Here is an 18,408-nt window from a genome sequence, read left to right as displayed (position 1 = left end):
TGTTAAAGACGGCTTAAGGGGTTATCTGGTGATCCTTATTATTCGGCTTGCCAATTTGGCATCCGCTCTGCCGGGTAACGAAGGCCGGCTGCCATTCCTTTAGGGATGATGGCGTTAATCGTCTCCATTTCTTCTGCGGACAAGCCCACATCAACTGCTCCTGCATTTTCCTCTAAATACGTGACCCGTTTAGTACCGGGAATCGGTACAATTCCCTCTTGCGCAAGCAGCCAGGCCAAAGCAAGCTGAGAAGGCTTGACCCCTTTTTGAGCCGCAAGATCCTTAACATGCTGCACGAGGTCCAGGTTCTTCTGGAAATTCTCAGGCTGAAAACGCGGCACCGTGCGACGGAAATCATCTTCTGCAAAATCATCAAACTTCTGAATTTGCCCACTCAAAAAGCCGCGGCCCAGTGGACTGTAGGCCACAAATTCGATGCCCAGCTCCTTACATGTGGGTATAACCTCATCTTCCGCTTCCCGGCTCCATAAGGAGTATTCTGTTTGCAACGCTGTAATCGGGTGTACCTTGTGAGCACGTCTGATCAGTGCAGGAGACGCTTCGGATAGCCCCAGATAGCGGACTTTTCCCGCTTGAACCAGATCACTCATCGCCCCTACTGTTTCTTCAATAGGCACATTCGGGTCAACACGGTGCTGATAGTACAAATCAATCACATCTACACCCAATCTTTGCAGGCTACGATCACATGCCTGTTTTACATATTCAGGACGGCCGCTGACACCCAGGAATCCCCCATCCTCTCCGCGCATAATGGAGAATTTGGTAGCCAACACTACCTCATCCCGGTGGCTGCGCAGGACTTGACTGATCAGTTTTTCATTTTTCCCCACACCGTACACATCGGCTGTATCCCAGAAGTTGATCCCCAACTCCAACGCACGATGAAGCGTTTTGATCGATTCCTGATCATCCAACTCACCATAATACTCGGACATTCCCATGCAGCCCAGACCCAGAGCAGATACTTGAAGGTCTCTGTTACCCAGTTGTTTCTTTTTCAATTTTATCACTCCCAATTTGTCAGAATAGCCATCGCCTGTCCTAATCCATACGTTACATTCCGTATGTTACTACTTAAAGTTAACTTGAAGTCAAGCATTGTTTCGTACGCAGTATTTCATTTTTTTCAATAAAATTTGATGATAGGTTGTAAGGGGCAGCTGTAAATTGCCATTACCCGTACTTTAAGTGTAACGGATCTCAAAAAACAAATGGGAACGGCAATTAAGTACAATTCCATTATTAGCGGCGGTAGTCTGTCACTGAAGAATAAGGAAGAAGTATGGCTCAAGGAGCTGAAAGAGATTGAAATAGATATATAGACCGATTGGATAGGTTTTTCCGTAGGATCAACATTTTCAGGTATTTCTTTGGCAAATTGAACAGACTGTTCAAATCGGATCAAATAGTTCGTGGCAGGGGCTGCTAAGGGTTAATATACTCGCTAAAGATGAAAGTATACAGAAATGGACGGAAGCAAGATTTCCTTTTAGACCATCTGAGCTGACTGAGCCCAAATCTTTTAAAATGATGGATGATAGCCTGGAGTTGGTTAAGGCTTCACTTAAGGAATCGCAAGCCGACAAAGGGGCATATGAAACTGTCATCTCATTCTACGGGAAGATGGATAATGAAATAATGCATGAGGAGTGGAGAGCATATGATGCAGTAGGTAAGCAGTATAACGTACTTGCTATAGAGCGATCGTAGGGCAAAGCAGACTTATGATTCCGGATTACAAAGCTAGATCAGATTCCAGATGATCTTATCCTGGTAAGGGAAGTGGTGGATAAACGATACAAAGATCCTAACTGGTCAGTATTGCTCAAATAATATGTAGAGAAAGAAAAGAAGACGTTCTGATTTTATCAGAACGTCTTCTAACGTCTTCTCTTGGGTTGGAATGAGATATGAATCAGTCTATCGAAACAATTTGCCATGATCCACCCTTATCTTTTTCAAAATAAAAGGTATACTGTACATCAGGTGAAGAACCTTCTTCTTTAGTAAGCCGTTTGCCTACTACGGGTACCAATACCCGATCCTTTTCTTTTATAGCTTCGGCAATCCCTGTAAACTTCACTGGATGCTCTAAGAGATAATCGTGACCTGTTCCAATGTCTGGAGCAAGCGCAGCATGAAATTGATTCAAATCGTTTGATACAAAGGCGGCTATAGCCGCTTTGAGTTTGGTTATCATGCCATCCTCAATCAGAGGATCTTTAACTTCATTCCATTTGATCTCGTCCAAGCTATGCTGGACAGCTGATTGACCGGGTTCTTCTTTTACTGCCGATTCTGAGGTTGCTGGCAGTATCGTTTCATTGGTGGATGGACTTGTTGCTTCCTGTTTTCCACAACCAGCAAACACACCTACACTTGCAACAAGTATAAGAATAGAAATAATTCGAGCAGGTTTATTCATGTTAAATGTACACATCCTTTCTCGTTCTTTGACGAATACAAATGAAGAAAGTTAAAATACTTTTATAATAATTTACTCTATTTTTTAAATTATGTAAAAAACGACCTGCTTTATTATAAAAACTATTGTTATGTATGAACAGAAGCGCTTCGCGGCTTCTGAAAGACGGCGAGAAAATTCATTTACAGAGCTAAAGCCTCTTCCGTGATCTTTTTAATATCAATGGATGAAGGCGTTTCTTCCTTAACCATATCCGGCAGGATATTTTCCAAAAAATATTCAACACATTTCAAATTAATATTTTTGATTTTTACAAGCGCATTGCGATACATCACGATAAATTCCTTTTCGGTATTCCCCCGCTGAAGCTCGGCAAACGCTTCATACACCTGATCCATTTTATCCGCTACTTCTAAAATTAAGCCTTCAACAGAATCATCTTTACCTTCTCTTAGCTGCTTGCGGAAAATTGCTTTAAAATCCTCGGGAATATTCTCTTCTATAAAATACTCTATCATACCCTCTTCAACTTGCTGGATTAATAACCGTAGTTCCTTGGAGGAATGCTTAACAGGCGTTTTAATGTCTCCAATAAAAATCTCGCCGTAATCGTGACTGCTGGTAATCTCGTATAGCTTTTTCCAATCAATATTGAGGCCGTTTCTCTCTTCGATATCAGCCAGGGTTTTGGCATATTGCACGACTTTCCAGGAATGAGCCGATACACTATGTTCCTCGAATTTAAACTTGCCTGGACAACGAATAATTCTTTCCAACTCATTTAGCGATCGAAAATAGGTGTGAATTCCCATCAATACATCCATCCTTTAACGGTATGAAATAGTAGATATAAACCAACTATAAACCTCAACTATTAACAGCAGATTATCGCAATATCAAGTTGATTCTTTCACATATAGCACATAAACAAATTTTGCTATACACTTTATATAAAAAAGTAAAAGTGGTGAAATTGTTGTTTAAAATCTTGCTGATTGAAGATGATGAAACTTTGTTCCATGAAATAAAGGACAGGTTAACTCAATGGGCCTATGATGTGTACGGCATCCGGGATTTTAGTAAAGTCATTCAAGAATTCACAACGATAAAGCCCGATCTGGTCGTGATTGATATTCAATTGCCGAAATTTGATGGTTTTCATTGGTGTCGAATGATTCGATCCCACTCTAACGTCCCGATTATCTTCTTATCATCGCGGGATCACCCTACGGATATAGTGATGTCAATGCAGCTTGGAGCGGATGATTTTATCCAAAAACCCTTCCATTTTGATGTACTGATTGCAAAATTACAAGCGACACTTCGCCGTGTATATAATTACAATACAGAACCTGTTTCCCTGAAAACATGGCGTGGAGCGACGGTCGATTATGAAAAAAATGTAGTAGCCAATGAGGCTGGCTCCATCGAATTAACCAAGAACGAGATTTTTATTTTGAAGCTGCTGATTGAACAAAAAAATAAAATTGTCGCACGAGAGGAATTAATTAAAAGCCTCTGGGATGATGAACGTTTTGTCAGCGACAATACCCTGACCGTCAACTTGAACCGCCTGCGTAAAAAATTGGACGAGCTGGATTTGGGCTGTTTCATTGAAACAAAAGTGGGGCAAGGCTACATGGCTACAGAAGAGGCACCTGCCTATGATTAAAAAATACCTTACAGAGAGGCGGAGCTGGATTCTACTTTTTGTATGCCAACAAATGCTGATCCTTCTCATTGCTTATGTGGATACGGCAATCCCGTTGATACCGATCCTGTATGTGGTTTTCTTATCTATGTTGATTTTCCTGGTTTTTTTAATCGTTCGCTATCCCAAGGAAACCAAGTTCTATAGAGCCTTGGAAGAATGGGAGGGGCCTCTCCAATTAACCGGAATGGGCGAACCTGAAAGTCCATTTGAGCGAATCATTGAACACAAAATTGTCCATCAGACCGAACGACTACAACAGATGATCTCGCAAAATCAATTGACTCTGGAACACGAAAAGGATGAGCTGTTATCATGGATTCATGAGGTGAAAACACCTTTAACCGCCATGCATTTGATGATTGAGCGACTGGATGACAAATCTCTTAAGGCTCAGCTAACTTATGAATGGCTGCGAATCCATTTACTGCTGGACCAACAGTTGCATCAGAAACGCATATCTTTTATTGAAAACGATTTGTACGTCGAGCAAGTAGATTTAAAATCTCTGGTTTTTAAAGAGATTAAAGCATTACAGTCATGGTGCATCCAAAAAGGGATCGGTTTTGACATCCGACTTGAGCACATGGAAGTGCTAAGTGATGCCAAATGGCTAGCCTTTATCATCAGACAGCTCTTAACCAATGCCATCAAATATAGCGATGCCAGTGATATTATCATTCACAGCTATGAACATAAGGATCGAATACAGCTGGAGGTTCAAGACTTTGGGCGTGGGATTGATCCGAAGGATATACCTCGTATTTTCGAGAAAGGTTTTACATCCACGACCCAACATTCCGATCATACTTCAACAGGCATGGGGTTATATTTAACGAAAAAGGCAGCGCAGTCCTTGCTCATACATATAGATGTGCACTCCAAACCGAACACAGGTACTACCTTCACTTTAATTTTCCCCAAACGAAATGATTTCGTAAGTATGATGAGCATGTGACAGAGATGTCACATGCTTTTATGTATTGTTCGCCCAATCAAGGGAAAAGCATCGGCACGATTTTTATAATAAGGCTACAAGAACAATAAGGAGTGCATCGAAGTGAATATTTTAGAAGCCCATAAGATTCACAAAAGCTATGGTAATAAGCTAAATATGCAGGAGGTTTTGAAGGGAATAGATATCGTTATTGAGGAAGGTGAATTTGTCAGTATTATGGGAGCCTCCGGTTCAGGTAAAACCACTCTGCTAAATGTCCTTTCCTCCATTGATAAAGTAAGCCACGGTTCCATTAAGATCAATGATATCGAAATGACGAAAATGAAAGAAAAGCAACTGGCTGAATTCCGCAAACAGCATTTAGGCTTTATTTTTCAAGAGTATAATCTGCTGGATACGCTCACCGTGAAGGAGAATATCCTTTTGCCCCTATCTATCACCAAAACGCCTAAAAAAGAGGCCAACCGAAGATTTCAGGCGGTGGCTACAGAGCTGGGGATTTATGAGCTCAAGGACAAGTATCCCAATGAAATTTCGGGCGGACAGAAACAGCGTACATCTGCGGCTAGAGCGTTTATTCATGAGCCTACGATTATTTTTGCCGATGAACCTACGGGTGCGCTTGATTCGAAGTCGGCTTCTGATCTATTAAACAAGCTGGGTCAGCTGAACCAAAAGCGCAAAGCAACTATTATTATGGTCACGCATGATCCTGTTGCAGCCAGCCATTGCAGCCGAGTCATTTTTATGAAGGATGGGCAAATGTATACGCAGCTTCATAAAGGCGTGCAGGAAAGGCAAAGCTTCTTCCAGGATATCATGAAAACCCAAGCAGTCTTAGGCGGGGTCCAATATGAACATTAATCTGCTCATTCTAATGAATTTGAAAAAAAACCTGAAAAATTATTACCTCTATGTTTTTGCTCTCATTTTCAGTGTTGCGCTCTATTTCGCCTTTGTCACATTACAATACGATCCCTCCATGGACGAAGTGAAGGGCTCTGTTAAAGGCGCAGCTTCTATACGGGCAGCATCCGTCTTACTGGTCGCTATTGTATGTATTTTCCTTTTGTATGCTAATAATATTTTTATAAAAAGACGCAGTAAAGAAATTGGCCTATTTCAACTGATCGGAATGACAAAAAGTAAAATTTTTCGCATTCTAAGTGCTGAAAACTTAATTTTATACTTCGGTTCTCTTTTCGTTGGAATTGGGGTTGGATTTTCTTTTTCCAAATTAGTGATCATGATCTTATTTAAGACGACGGGCGTCGAGGCTATTGCCACTCTATATTTCTCGAACCAAGCACTGACTCAAACACTCATCGTTTTTGTTGTCATCTACTTGCTGATTATGGTCATGAATTACTCTTTTATCAAAAGACAAAGTATTTTGTCTTTGTTCCGAGTGACCTCAACCACCGAAGGGAAAATCAAGAAAATAACGATCTTTGAGATGATTATCGGGATCATTGGCGTCTCACTCATCGCGTTAGGTTACTATGTTTCCTCCAGATTATTTGGTGGAGACTTTACATCCCTAAATGAACTATTTATGGCAATGGTGTTTATTTTGGGCTCTGTCATCATCGGAACATTTCTCTTTTATAAAGGGTCCATCCGCTTTATTTCCAATATCATCAGAAAAAGTAAAGGCGGCTACTTAAACATTCATGAGGTGCTGTCCCTCTCATCCATTATGTTCCGCATGAAATCCAATGCTTTGTTGTTAACCATTATTACGACAGTATCGGCACTTGCTATCGGTTTACTATCCTTAAGCTATATCGCCTATTATTCTGCGGATCAAGCAGCTGAGGATAATGTACCTTCCCATTTTGCCATGACGAATGTGCCGGATGCGGAGAAATTCAAAGCGTTACTTCATGAGCATGATATACAGTATCGAGAAAAGAAAATTGAAGTGATTCAAGTCAGTGTGAAGACAGCGCAAATTATGGAGACTCCTATGGAACAATTAAATAAGAGTGCGGATTTCACGACACTGCCTGTTGTAAGCGACCGATCTGTGGAGGATACGGATGTATCTCCAGGCCAATCGGTTTTAACGGGCTATAATGATATGTTACAGAAATTCATGTCCTTAAAAGACTTTGGACCCTTGGATTTGAAGGGGAAAACAGAAGTCATACCTCAACAATATGTGGGTCTAAAAAAGGATTATGTGATTCCCTACTATTTTGCAGCTGGGGGAGTACCCACTGTCATTGTAGACGAAACCATTTTTGAGCGGTTAAAGAAAGATGTAAATCCAGAGATCCAAAAGAAGTCATCCTTATATATTGGAATTGATATACTAAATTCAGCGCAGATTGAAGAAGCCGATTGTCTCTTTGCAGCTGCGAATTTTAATGATCAACAAACATCACAGCTTGAAATGAGCAGTAATCAGAAGAGAAATATGGGAGTGATCATGTTTGTCGTTGGCTTTTTGGGACTAACCTTTCTCATTACATCAGGCTGCATCCTTTATTTTAAGCAAATGGATGAGAGCGAAGACGAAAAGGCCAATTATACTGTATTGAGAAAGTTAGGCTTCACCCAAAGTGACCTGCTGGGAGGCATTAAAATAAAACAACTCTTTAACTTCGGCATTCCGTTAGTGATCGGCCTATCACACAGCTATTTCGCCGTCCAATCCGGCTGGTTCTTGTTTGGGACCGAAGTTTGGATGCCTATGATCATCGTGATGGTACTATACACCGCCTTATATTCCATCTTTGGAGTGCTATCCATTCTGTATTATAAAAAGGTCATTAAATCAGCATTATAACTGGCAAAAATTCAAAAAATGCCCTCAGCACAAGTGCCGGGGGCTTTTCCAAATATTTGAGCATTTTTGTTCCTGCGTGTACAATAAAATAACTATCATCGTAACCCCAAGGGGGGGAGCTTATTTTATTATTAATCATCAATGGCATCGGCATCATAGCGAATATTATACTGGGTTCCTTTATAGGCGTGGCTATTTTTATGGGAATCGTTTTTTTCCTGATTGGCTTGCCTGAGTTTAAAAAATCGCCAAAACTTACGAAAAAGGCCAAAAAAGATATCGCCTATATTATGTCAACACTATTAACTCTTCTTATATTCGTAGTTATTGTTTCTTGGAATATTCATACTTCAGGTGACCTGTTTCTTAAAGGTCCGCTAACACTACAAATGAAGCTTCACTGGGGGCAAAAGGTATTGATACTAGGGTTACTGGAGGGCTTATGGGCTGTTATCACCCTAAAATGGCTGTTGCCCATCTTTTTTGATCCCCTGGATCTCAGCAAGAAGCAAATCCTTGTTTTAGTGAGCGGAATTGCATTTAGTGTGGTTTCAGGCATCTATGCCATGCTTGATGCCAGTTAAAAAGTCTCGCCCTTCTCTGTTACGGACAGGAAGAGCGAGACTTTGTTATTTGATGGCTTCCCTCAATAGAGGCTCGTGTGAATGCTTAGCGCAAAGGCTCAAAACCCTCTGCTTGCTTCAGAATCTGCTCAATTTCCGCGCAGGTCTCCGGTTGCAAAGTCACCTCGACTGCCTTCACATTTTCCTCGATCTGTGCCGGTTTAGTAGCCCCAATCAGTGCAGCACTGATCCCCGGTTCTCTCAGAATCCAGGCAAGCGCGAGTTGTGACAGGGTGATACCCAAGTCCTTCGCCAGCTGATCCAGCTCCTGAACGCAGTTGAGAACGGTATCGTTCATATAACTGCTGATGACATTATTGACAGAGGCATCAGCCCCGCGGCTACCCGTCGGTATAGGCTGTCCCGGCTTGTATTTACCTGTGAGGACGCCTTGGGCCAGAGGTGAAAATACAATTTGGCCGATGCCTACCTGACCGGATACGGGAAGTACCTCATGCTCGATATAACGCTCGAACATATTATAGATCGGCTGATTGGCAATCAGCGGGCGCAGATTCAGCCGTTTTCCAATACCATAGGCATCCGTGAGCTGGGCAGCACTCCATTCACTAACCGCAGCATACAGGATCTTGCCTTGAGCCTGAAGGTCATCTAGCGCCCGCAGTGTCTCTTCCAACGGAGTGTCTGGATCATAACGATGGCAGAAGTACATGTCGATATAATCTGTGCCGAGGCGCTTCAAACTCGCCTCACATTGTTCCATAATGTGCTTGCGTGACAGCCCTCTGTCATTGGGACCAGAATCCATAGGAAAGAAAACCTTGGTAGAAAGTACATAGCTCTCTCTTCGATAAGGCTTCAAAGCGGCTCCCATAGCCTTCTCGCCTTCTCCACGGTTATACGCGTTCGCGGTATCAAAGAAATTGATTCCAAGTTCAAAGGCTTTGGCAATACAGGTATGAGCTGCTTCCTGTTCGGCGGCTGTACCGTACGTTAACCAGCTCCCCAGTCCGATTTCACTAATTTTAAGACCGCTATTGCCTACATTTCTATATCTCATATCTACTCCTTCTTTCCTAAGAAGTTCGCATTTTTATATATTTTAGCATGTAAACCCTTTCATTAAAACAAATAATAAAGGACTCATGGAGTTACATGAAGGACATCTACCACCCCGACTGCTAGGGTGGTAGATGCTGTAGTCTCATAATCTCAAATCATGTCTACTTGCTTCCTACAGGAAAAAGCGCATCATATGCAGGACAAGGCAGTTTGTCGAGAAACTCCTGAAGTTGCTTCGGCTTATTTTTGTAAATATCCTTTAGGGACGTTCCGTTATAAATATTACCGATGACCACAGGATGACAAAGTTCACAGATCAGAATATCCCCGTTCCCGTGAAGATGAAGCTGTTTCTTACCGTCAACACAGTTGGAAAAATATACACCTGGCTCTTCCTTGAAGCCCAGCGCCTCAGCAAAACGGTCCATACAGGTAAAATACAACACAGTATCGTCTTTTTTATGCGCAATCAGGTCATGAACGGAACGAACAAGTGCTTCCTTGGTGGAGATCGCGTTCCAATTCGTATGATCCATCACGATGCTGTTTTGGATTTCATGGATGCGTACACCGAGTTCGTAAACCTTTTCACTGATCGCTGGCATGTTGTTCTGCGTCTCTTCAAATAACAATGTCTCCAGCACCGTTTCCAGCTTGGCTTCGGTACACAAACGGATATTTTGAACGATTTTCTCATACATACGAGGGTGAACATGATAATAGGCTGCATATTTATCGGCATCCGTGAAGTTAAAGGAGATATGAATATTGGAAAGCCCCGCGTCACGCAGCTTCTCAATTCGTTCAGGGCTGAGCAAGCTGGCATTGGTATTGAGCTGGGTAGCGATTCCTTTGCTCGAACAGTGAGCCACAATATCCAGACAGTCCTCATACTTCAAGGTCACTTCTCCCCCGGACAGTCGCACACGTTTTAACGTTGGAATATCATCAATGATACTTTTGACCTCTTTACTGCCAATGCATTGTCCGTCGTTCCGCTGATATGCGCAGCAGTAATCACACTTGAAGTTGCAATTAGAGGTGACCCCGACTTCCAGTCCCTCCAGCTCGTAGATGCCCGGCTTCTCCAGCTCAAGTGCTTTATATTTGTTCTCTATACTCACTTTCTTATTGTCCTCCCGATCTCAGGCTTGTGTCTTGAATTCCCTTGAGATTATACAGAATGGGAGTGGTTTGTAGATATGACATTGGTAACGGCGAGGAGTATAAGATCGGAAAATGACTATCTAAACCATCATAATAAAGGTCATCCTTCACATTTATGTGCAAAGGACGACCTTTATTAGATAAACGGAATATTTTATAATTCCAGATAACTTGATATGAATTTTCGAAGTTCAAGATCATATAATTTATGTAGGTTAATATTGTGTCTTTGATCCTAGGCTTCTTAAACTAATTAATAAACATTCACAGTCATTGATCCTTTTACATTCCCTTTTACCCGCACTCGATAATCTTTACCGTCCATATGCTCCCAATGTAGATAAGACGTACTACCCACATCTGCTGTTTTAGTCATACTATTGCTTCCATACCATCCTCCAGCCCAAGAGTCATAATACTCCATTCCTAAATCATAAGTTGAATTACTACCAGTATTCCTAGAGCTTGTTGAAATAACCTGAATACTCTCGCCATTGCTCACTGGAATATTACGTGGAATTTGATAATGAGTAGTTACTTCATAATTTGCGGACCATTTGAACCCTGTACTTGAAGGTTGCACAGACTGTAAAGTTTTTTCATCATGGAGTGGAGCATTATAAAAAGTGGAATAGCCATTTTCAGGCCCGTATTGCTGATCTAGTTGCTTTTCATAGTCCGGACTCAGCAAAGGCTGCTGACGGAATGAGCACACTCCCTAAAAGAGTTGCTACCAGTACCTTTTTCAAAGCTTTATTCACTAACATAATATCCTCCTTTAAATTGTTTTTTTGATCACATATGTTACAATATCATAGAATATACCAAAAAGGAAGGTGCAATATGGTAAAAAAAGTTATATTCTATCTTGTTGCTGCTATACTACCTGTAGGATTACTCTCTGCATGTGGTCACCCCCAGTCTGTTGATAATCAAGTACCTGCTACTGCCAAGCAAATAAAAAATGAGGACCCCAAAAATGTGGAGGTTTCCCAACCTGTTAAAGATTATTTGGAAGCCATAAAAAAGAAAGATAGCGACAAAGCCCTTAGTCTACTCTCTAACAAATCGTCAATTCCTCTAGAAGAATTCCGTCAATCTGTTAAAGCAAGTTCAGTATCTTCTTTCACCATTGTTGACAGTAAAAAAATGTCTAATGACACCTATAAAGTCCTTACTCATGTAATACAAAAAGGTGAAGAATACGATATGGTTTTTGTATCCAAAAATACAGATGGCCTGTGGCTAGTAGAACTAAATACAGATAAATCAAAAGATAATTTAACTTTTGATTAGGTATTACTTCTAGCACACACTCCCCTCCATAATTGTGATCAATATGTGAACTGGGCATAGTTCTCATTTCCAAATCCATACTGAATATATCTGTTGGTAATGGAGGCGGAAGATCGTGGACAAAAGGATGAATCTGCTTATGTTCAGCGGCGATTATGATAAAGCAATGGCCGGACTGATTTTGGCCAATACAGCTCGGGAGCTGGATGTCGAGGTTACGATGTTTTTTGCATTCTGGGGATTATCATTGGTTCGTGATCCCGATAAAATGACGCTTGAGGACAAGACCATTTACGAGAAACTTATGGATCTGGTGACTCCCAAGGGGCCTGAAGCTTTACCGCTATCCCATATGAATTTTAGCGGTCTGGGCAAGCTGATGCTGACGGAAATGCTGGAAGACAATGAGGCACCGAAGCTGATCCATTTCCTGAAAGGAGCCCGGAAGAAAAACGTCAAATTTTATGCCTGCAAGCTATCGGTGGATATTATGGGTTTTAAACCGGAAGAATTCATCCCTGAACTGGAAATTATCGAGGCAAAAACGTATCTAAAAGATGCGCTTGAGTCGGATATGCAGCTTTTTATCTAATATATCCTCATGCCTTATCCTGCTATTGGATGAGGCTTTTTATTTTGACTAAATGATGACATTCGCCTATTTTTTTTAACCTATTCCAGCCTCCCTACGTACCCTAAGAAGATAGAACGACTTGGGAGGCGCCGTATGCTCATGGCTCGAATCGGAAGTAGTAACTGTAGGTATCAGCCTTCTAACGAGGCTTATTTCCAAAAGTATCGCGAAAATACAATCGGTTATCACCAGACCTTTGAATCTCCATATGGGCTTAAAAAGCTGATTTATGCGGATTGGGCAGCCAGCGGTCGTCTGTATGGCCCCATCGAGTCGAAAATAGTTCATGAATTAGGTCCATTTGTGGCGAACACGCATACGGAGTCTAATTTGACAGGTACTCTAATGACCCAAGCCTATGAAAAAGCAAAACAAATCATTAAGAACCACGTTCATGCCAATGAACATGATATCATTCTATTCGCCGGGTCCGGGATGACAGGTGCGGTGAATAAGCTTCAGCGACTATTAGGATTGAAAATACATGAAAAATTAAAGCCCCTCTACCCCATCGCTGAAAAAGACCGTCCCGTTATTTTTGTTACACACATGGAGCATCATTCCAATCATATTTCCTGGGCAGAAACCATTGGAGACGTTGTGTGTCTTCCTCCAGGTCCTGGAGGAATGGTCGATCCAGCTCATCTCGAACGACTGCTGCTTCAATTTCGGCATCGCCCGATCAAGATTGGCGCTTTTACCGCCTGCTCCAATGTTACAGGGTTTGAAGTGCCGATTCACCAGTTATCCCGCAAAATGCATGAACATGGCGGCGTATGTTTCGTTGATTTTTCGGCAAGCGCACCTTATGCGGAGATCGACATGCACCCTACAGATCCCCTTGAGAAACTGGACGGAATTGTATTTTCCCCTCACAAATTCCTTGGTGGCCCCGGTACAAGCGGCGTTCTCATTATGGATTCGCGGCTGTGCCTCCATTGTGCTCCCGATCAACCCGGGGGCGGTACGGTGAGTTGGACCAATCCTTGGGGTGGATACGAGTATAAAGATAGTATTGAAGCACGCGAGGATGGAGGGACCCCTCCTTTTCTACAGGCTGTTCGAACCGCGCTCTGTATTCAGCTGAAGGAACAAATGGGATACAGCCGCATGTTGGAGCGTAAAAAGGAGCTGACCTCATTATTGCTAAAAGGCTTGGGCACCATACCAGGTCTGCATATTTTGGGAGGAAACAGCCAAGATCGGCTGGGAATCGTTTCTTTCGTTGTCGGTCATATTCACTATAACCTGATTGTAAAACTACTAAATGATCGATTTGGCATTCAGGTCCGAGGCGGCTGTTCATGTGCAGGCCCCTATGGACATTATTTGCTGGGCATCGACCAGCAAGCATCTAAGCAAATGACAGACCTGATTCATGAGGGAGACTTATCTCGAAAGCCGGGCTGGGTGCGTCTGTCGCTTCATCCCATGATGACCAATCAGGAAGTCTCCTATATTGTCTCTTCCATACGGGCTATCGTGGAAAACATCATAACCTGGCAAAAAGATTATACCTATCAACCGGAATCAAACGAATGGCGATCTATGAATGAACATCACAAAATAGACATCAGCAAATGGTTCAACTTTAGCAATTAAAAGACTCTTGTCCGTTTCCTTCTTTCAAACTACTCTAAAGCAGGCTGGTTTCGTGTGAACCCCGGTCAAACGATTCAAGTATGGAGCGGTTTCGCCGGAGGTAATACGTTTTTCTATTATGCCGAGGATGACTTTGGACGTACATGGCGAGGTTCATACTTCACTCAAGTTCCTGAAAATGCCTTCGATTGGTGCTGGGATACAGGCTGTACCACTTGTAGAAACGTGGGACTGCGGAGAATTGCGGTTAGCCCGTTCGTCTTGAACTATACTATCGACTTTATAACAAGCAGCAGTCAAAGAAAACCTGCATCAACCACACTCCGCATGACGCTGCCTTCCAAAGCAACTCAAGAGAAACCTATCTTGCGCAGAGTTCCTGCAAAACCTAAGAGACTAAAACAAGGAAAGCCTCTCCTGCAAAGACGCATCACGCATAAAAAACGGACCAAATAAACAATGATCTGATCGGCCCCACCTGTACAGATTATTTAGAACCAAAAAAGGAGCGACCTCCTCACATGGTCTGCTCCTTTATCTTTCTCGATACTGAGGTCAATCCGCCTATTTGTTCTCGAATTCCCACTTGGATATCTCTTCACGCACCCGTGGCGCTACCCTCTGTTCCCAATAATTCAATAGCTCTCATGACATCATCATGCGGCATCGTGCCGACGGGCACATGCAATAGAAACCGTGTAATGCCTACCTGTTTACGGAGGTGAATGATTTTCTTGGCTACCGTATCAGGATCGCCCACATATAATGCTCCTTCAAAGCTGCGCGCGGCATCGAAGCTGGAACGAGTATAAGGACCCCAACCACGTTCACGCCCAAGCACATTCATGCTCTGCTGAGTGGAAGGGAAAAACTTATCCGCTGCAAGCTCGGTAGTCTCCGCGATAAAACCATGCGAGTGGGATGCAACTGGAAGCAGCGATGCATCATGACCTGCATGTTTAGCTGCCTTTTTGTACAACTCCACCAAGGGTGCAAACTGCATAGGGCTGCCTCCAATAATGGCAAGCACCAACGGTAATCCAAGCAAGCCCGCACGAACCACTGATTCCTGATTGCCTCCACTCCCAATCCATACAGGCAAAGGATTTTGCACCGGACGCGGGTACACACCCAAATTGTTGATTGCGGGCCGATGTCCACCTTTCCAGGTCACTTTTTCGGATTCACGTATTTTCAATAACAGCTCCAGCTTTTCATCAAACAACTCATCGTAGTTATCCAGGTCATATCCAAACAATGGGAACGATTCGATAAAAGAACCTCGGCCTGCCATAATCTCAGCTCGTCCATTCGAAATACTGTCCAGCGTAGCAAAGTCCTGAAACACGCGCACCGGATCATCCGATGAAAGCACCGTAACCGCACTGGTTAGGCGAATTCGTTGGGTTTGTGCCGCAGCAGCAGCCAGTATAACAGCCGGAGCAGATGCCGCATAATCTTTACGATGATGCTCTCCCACGCCGTACACATCCAGTCCTACCTGATCAGCAAGTACAATTTCCTCGACCACTTCACGTATCCGTTGTGCGTGACTGATGACCTCACCGGTTTGGGGATCCGGTGTTGTTTCTACAAATGTGCTTATACCTATCTCCACTTATGCTACCCCCTATTATATGTTTCATTTTTATTCGGCTGCTTCCAAAGTAAATCATTTTAAAAACCGATATCTTTATATTGAACCTTTTTCACATCTTTTTCAAGCTCTCCTTTTCTAAGTCTGAAAATCAGGCGAGAGAAGTGCCGAGATCCACGCAGGAAAAGCAGTCTCTTTGTCGAATTTATGGTATGGAATAAATAAGATTTCCATCCCCACACCATGAAAACAACAAGGAGGCACATACATTATGGCTTTTGTCATTAATAATTTAAAGGATAACAGCAATGTTGCCATCACTGACCAATTAGGTGGATTTACGGTACTGGAATACATAACAGATTTGAGTTGCACCTCGGTTGCAGCTGCAAAAGACAATTACTATATGAGCAAAAGTAACATGCGCCGCAAGCAGCTCATGATCGAAATCAATAATAGTGAGATTATGATGAGGGCAGGTGCCATGCAATATACTGTAGGCAGCATGGAAATGACTACTGGTGTAAAAGGCGTCGGAGGCTTAATGCGAAACTTGGTATCCGGTGCTGTAACGGGGACAGGTGCTATTAAACCGCATTATAAAGGCACGGGGACCATTATGCTGGAGCCTACCTACCAATATATTTGGCTCATTGATGTGGATAATGATGACATTGCCATCGAAGACGGATTGTTTTTAGCTTGCGACACCACGCTGGACATATCCGTCGTTGCACGCAGTAATCTTTCTTCTGCTGCACTGGGTGGAGAAGGGTTATTTAATTTAAGCGCCCGTGGAAAAGGAGTGCTGGCACTTCAAGCGCCGATCCCTTCTGATGAAGCGGTCGTTATAGAATTGCAAAATGATGTACTCAAGGTGGATGGCAACTTTGCCCTTATGTGGTCCAACACCCTACAGTTCACCGTCGAAAAATCGGGAAAAACCAAAATGGGCTCGGCCGCTTCCGGCGAAGGTCTGGTTAATGTATACAGGGGAACCGGAACTGTATGGCTAGCACCACTATGACATCTATGTGGGCATGAGCATTGGAAGCCCAATGATGCCAAATGCTAGTAAAAAAGGAGAAGCCTCGGCTTCTCCTTTTTTTAATCCTCATGGAACTGAATAGTTCCTCTGCTGTACACTTTAATTCTTTTTGACAAACTCCGATTTTAGCTTCATTGCTCCAAAACCATCGATTTTGCAATCAATATCGTGATCGCCGTCCACCAAACGGATATTTTTTACTTTGGTGCCGATTTTCAAGACGGAAGAGCTTCCCTTCACTTTAAGGTCTTTAATGACCGTTACAGAGTCACCATCCTTCAGAATGTTACCATTCGCATCTTTGACGACTTTTACATCTTCACTGCTTACGGATTCTGACTCGGCAGACCACTCATGAGCGCATTCCGGGCAAATGAACAGACTGCGGTCCTCATAGGTGTACTCTGAATTACACTCAGGACAGTTTGGCAAATTAGACATGGTATTATGTACTCCATTCATATATTATTTCTATTCCAAGCCTACCTTGGAGTTCCCTACAAGTATATTGGATAATCAGTCGCGGTTCCACTTATGAATGTAACTAAACAGATGCTAACCTTCCTAGGTAGCATCCGTTTTTGACAGTACGGTTATTATGCTTGAATTTGCTTGACTAGTTCACTAATCCCTTGGTTAAGCGGTGTAAGGGGACGCTTCAACAGCTTCTCTAAATCGTTGCTTGCGACATCCAAGGCTCCTTCGCGAATCGCCTGTTGAATGCCTACCACAATAGGGATGGCACCTTCCGGTACTCCCGCACCGAGCATAATCTCGGCATACGCAGCATCGTCCACTTGCTGTACAGGAACGTCTTTACCTAGGACCTCGGCAAGTATGGCTGCCAACTCTTTTTGGGTAATCGGCTTACCGGAGAGCTCGTATATGGTATTCTCATGCCCTTCGCCAGACAACACGGCTGCAGCCGCTTGCGCGTAATCAGCGCGGGCAGCCCAACCTACTCTACCGGACCCTGCTGAGGTTAACCATGGAGCTCCCGCGAGTACGGATTGGATCGTGCCTGCTTCATTCTCAAGATACCAATTATTACGCAAGAAGGAGTAAGGAATACCTGACTCACGAATGAACTCCTCCGTAATACGATGTACAGGTGCAAGGAATAGAGTGCTGTCAGCGGCATTGGCCGCACTGGTATACGCGATGAAGCCTACTCCCGCACGCACAGCAGCATCAACAGCCGCTTTATGCTGACGAATTCTAGTGTCATTATCCCCGTCTGCGGATATAATCAACAATCGATCTACACCAGCAAATGCCTGATCCAGCGTTTCTGGCTTGTCAAAATCGCCATGACGAACGTCAACGCCACGATTACGTAACCCCTCTGCTTTTTCCGGATTTCTTACGCTAACAATAAGGTCTTTTGCCGGGACGGATGCAAGCAATATATCTACCACAATGGAACCCAGTTGCCCCGTTGCTCCTGTTAATGCGATTTTCATACGAAATCCTCCATTCATATTTTTATTTACTTTTATATAGTAA

General features: G+C 43.0%; 18 protein-coding genes and 1 pseudogene. 10 read left to right on the top strand and 9 right to left on the bottom strand.

The genetic code is table 11. The annotated features are described in order from the left end of the window. Positions 1-38 precede the first annotated feature (38 nt). The 3 genes from G9G57_RS00700 to G9G57_RS00690 all read right to left on the bottom strand — a co-directional run bounded on the left by G9G57_RS00700 (position 39) and on the right by G9G57_RS00690 (position 3,261). The gene (locus G9G57_RS00700) at positions 39-1,025 is read right to left on the bottom strand and encodes an aldo/keto reductase (protein WP_164964370.1); all 987 of its coding nucleotides are present in this window, start codon (positions 1,023-1,025) and stop codon (positions 39-41) included. A 914-nt stretch (positions 1,026-1,939) separates the two neighbouring features. Beyond that, positions 1,940-2,449, bottom strand: a complete 510-nt coding sequence (locus G9G57_RS00695; protein ID WP_117288893.1) for a hypothetical protein — start codon at positions 2,447-2,449, stop codon at positions 1,940-1,942. A 182-nt stretch (positions 2,450-2,631) separates the two neighbouring features. After that, on the bottom strand, positions 2,632-3,261 hold the full coding sequence (locus G9G57_RS00690) for a YfbR-like 5'-deoxynucleotidase (protein WP_019689016.1): 630 nt from the start codon (positions 3,259-3,261) through the stop codon (positions 2,632-2,634). 164 nt (positions 3,262-3,425) lie between these two features. Here G9G57_RS00690 and G9G57_RS00685 point away from each other — a divergent pair, with 164 nt between their 5' ends. The 5 genes from G9G57_RS00685 to G9G57_RS00665 all read left to right on the top strand — a co-directional run bounded on the left by G9G57_RS00685 (position 3,426) and on the right by G9G57_RS00665 (position 8,496). Then, the gene (locus tag G9G57_RS00685; RefSeq protein WP_044786679.1) at positions 3,426-4,121 is read left to right on the top strand and encodes a response regulator transcription factor; all 696 of its coding nucleotides are present in this window, start codon (positions 3,426-3,428) and stop codon (positions 4,119-4,121) included. Further along, positions 4,114-5,118, top strand: coding sequence for a sensor histidine kinase (locus tag G9G57_RS00680; protein WP_113050091.1), 1,005 nt, complete (start codon positions 4,114-4,116; stop codon positions 5,116-5,118). Before G9G57_RS00685 ends, G9G57_RS00680 begins: the two co-directional genes overlap by 8 nt. Before the next feature lie 102 nt (positions 5,119-5,220). Next, positions 5,221-5,982 carry an ABC transporter ATP-binding protein gene (locus G9G57_RS00675; protein WP_017426060.1) on the top strand — a complete coding sequence of 254 codons (762 nt, stop codon included), beginning with the start codon at positions 5,221-5,223 and terminating at the stop codon, positions 5,980-5,982. After that, entirely contained in the window at positions 5,972-7,912 is a 1,941-nt protein-coding gene (locus G9G57_RS00670; protein ID WP_113050090.1) for an ABC transporter permease, read from the top strand. Before G9G57_RS00675 ends, G9G57_RS00670 begins: the two co-directional genes overlap by 11 nt. Before the next feature lie 200 nt (positions 7,913-8,112). Beyond that, positions 8,113-8,496, top strand: a complete 384-nt coding sequence (locus G9G57_RS00665) for a hypothetical protein (RefSeq protein ID WP_235332591.1) — start codon at positions 8,113-8,115, stop codon at positions 8,494-8,496. 85 nt (positions 8,497-8,581) lie between these two features. On the opposite strand, the gene G9G57_RS00660 is transcribed toward G9G57_RS00665, so the two are convergent. The 3 genes from G9G57_RS00660 to G9G57_RS26130 form a co-directional block, all read right to left on the bottom strand. Further along, entirely contained in the window at positions 8,582-9,556 is a 975-nt protein-coding gene (locus tag G9G57_RS00660; protein ID WP_025366203.1) for an aldo/keto reductase family protein, read from the bottom strand. Between the two features lie 163 nt (positions 9,557-9,719). Next, a complete protein-coding gene (locus G9G57_RS00655; protein ID WP_113050089.1) occupies positions 9,720-10,682 on the bottom strand; it encodes a radical SAM protein in 963 nt (320 codons plus the stop codon). A gap of 296 nt (positions 10,683-10,978) precedes the next feature. Further along, positions 10,979-11,101, bottom strand: a complete 123-nt coding sequence (locus G9G57_RS26130; protein WP_274597689.1) for a hypothetical protein — start codon at positions 11,099-11,101, stop codon at positions 10,979-10,981. A 467-nt stretch (positions 11,102-11,568) separates the two neighbouring features. Here G9G57_RS26130 and G9G57_RS00650 point away from each other — a divergent pair, with 467 nt between their 5' ends. The 4 genes from G9G57_RS00650 (at position 11,569) to G9G57_RS00635 (ending at position 14,713) form a co-directional block, all read left to right on the top strand. Further along, the gene (locus tag G9G57_RS00650) at positions 11,569-12,021 is read left to right on the top strand and encodes a hypothetical protein (RefSeq protein ID WP_044786688.1); all 453 of its coding nucleotides are present in this window, start codon (positions 11,569-11,571) and stop codon (positions 12,019-12,021) included. A gap of 115 nt (positions 12,022-12,136) precedes the next feature. After that, positions 12,137-12,613 (top strand): DsrE/DsrF/DrsH-like family protein, encoded by a 477-nt coding sequence (locus tag G9G57_RS00645; RefSeq protein ID WP_016822540.1) that lies wholly within the window; start codon positions 12,137-12,139, stop codon positions 12,611-12,613. Positions 12,614-12,748: 135 nt separating this feature from the next. Continuing rightward, the gene (locus tag G9G57_RS00640) at positions 12,749-14,257 is read left to right on the top strand and encodes an aminotransferase class V-fold PLP-dependent enzyme (protein ID WP_019689023.1); all 1,509 of its coding nucleotides are present in this window, start codon (positions 12,749-12,751) and stop codon (positions 14,255-14,257) included. A 54-nt stretch (positions 14,258-14,311) separates the two neighbouring features. Then, on the top strand, positions 14,312-14,713 hold the full coding sequence (locus tag G9G57_RS00635) for a hypothetical protein (RefSeq protein WP_017426053.1): 402 nt from the start codon (positions 14,312-14,314) through the stop codon (positions 14,711-14,713). 108 nt (positions 14,714-14,821) lie between these two features. Here G9G57_RS00635 and G9G57_RS00630 read toward each other — a convergent pair. Next, positions 14,822-15,875: pseudogene (locus G9G57_RS00630) on the bottom strand (LLM class flavin-dependent oxidoreductase). Positions 15,876-16,125: 250 nt separating this feature from the next. Here G9G57_RS00630 and G9G57_RS00625 point away from each other — a divergent pair. Further along, positions 16,126-16,881 (top strand): AIM24 family protein, encoded by a 756-nt coding sequence (locus G9G57_RS00625; protein WP_016822536.1) that lies wholly within the window; start codon positions 16,126-16,128, stop codon positions 16,879-16,881. A 120-nt stretch (positions 16,882-17,001) separates the two neighbouring features. Here G9G57_RS00625 and G9G57_RS00620 read toward each other — a convergent pair whose 3' ends face one another. Together G9G57_RS00620 and G9G57_RS00615 are read right to left on the bottom strand one after the other, a co-directional pair. Then, positions 17,002-17,343, bottom strand: a complete 342-nt coding sequence (locus G9G57_RS00620) for a zinc ribbon domain-containing protein YjdM (RefSeq protein ID WP_016822535.1) — start codon at positions 17,341-17,343, stop codon at positions 17,002-17,004. Positions 17,344-17,498: 155 nt separating this feature from the next. Beyond that, on the bottom strand, positions 17,499-18,365 hold the full coding sequence (locus tag G9G57_RS00615) for an SDR family oxidoreductase (protein ID WP_017426051.1): 867 nt from the start codon (positions 18,363-18,365) through the stop codon (positions 17,499-17,501). Between the last annotated feature and the right edge of the window lie 43 nt (positions 18,366-18,408).

Source organism: Paenibacillus sp. EKM211P, from assembly GCF_011066175.1.
In the GTDB taxonomy this organism is placed as follows: Bacteria; Bacillota; Bacilli; order Paenibacillales; family Paenibacillaceae; genus Paenibacillus; species Paenibacillus polymyxa.
The sequence above is the reverse complement of the archived record's forward strand: the minus strand, read 5'-3'. Positions and strand labels throughout refer to the sequence as shown.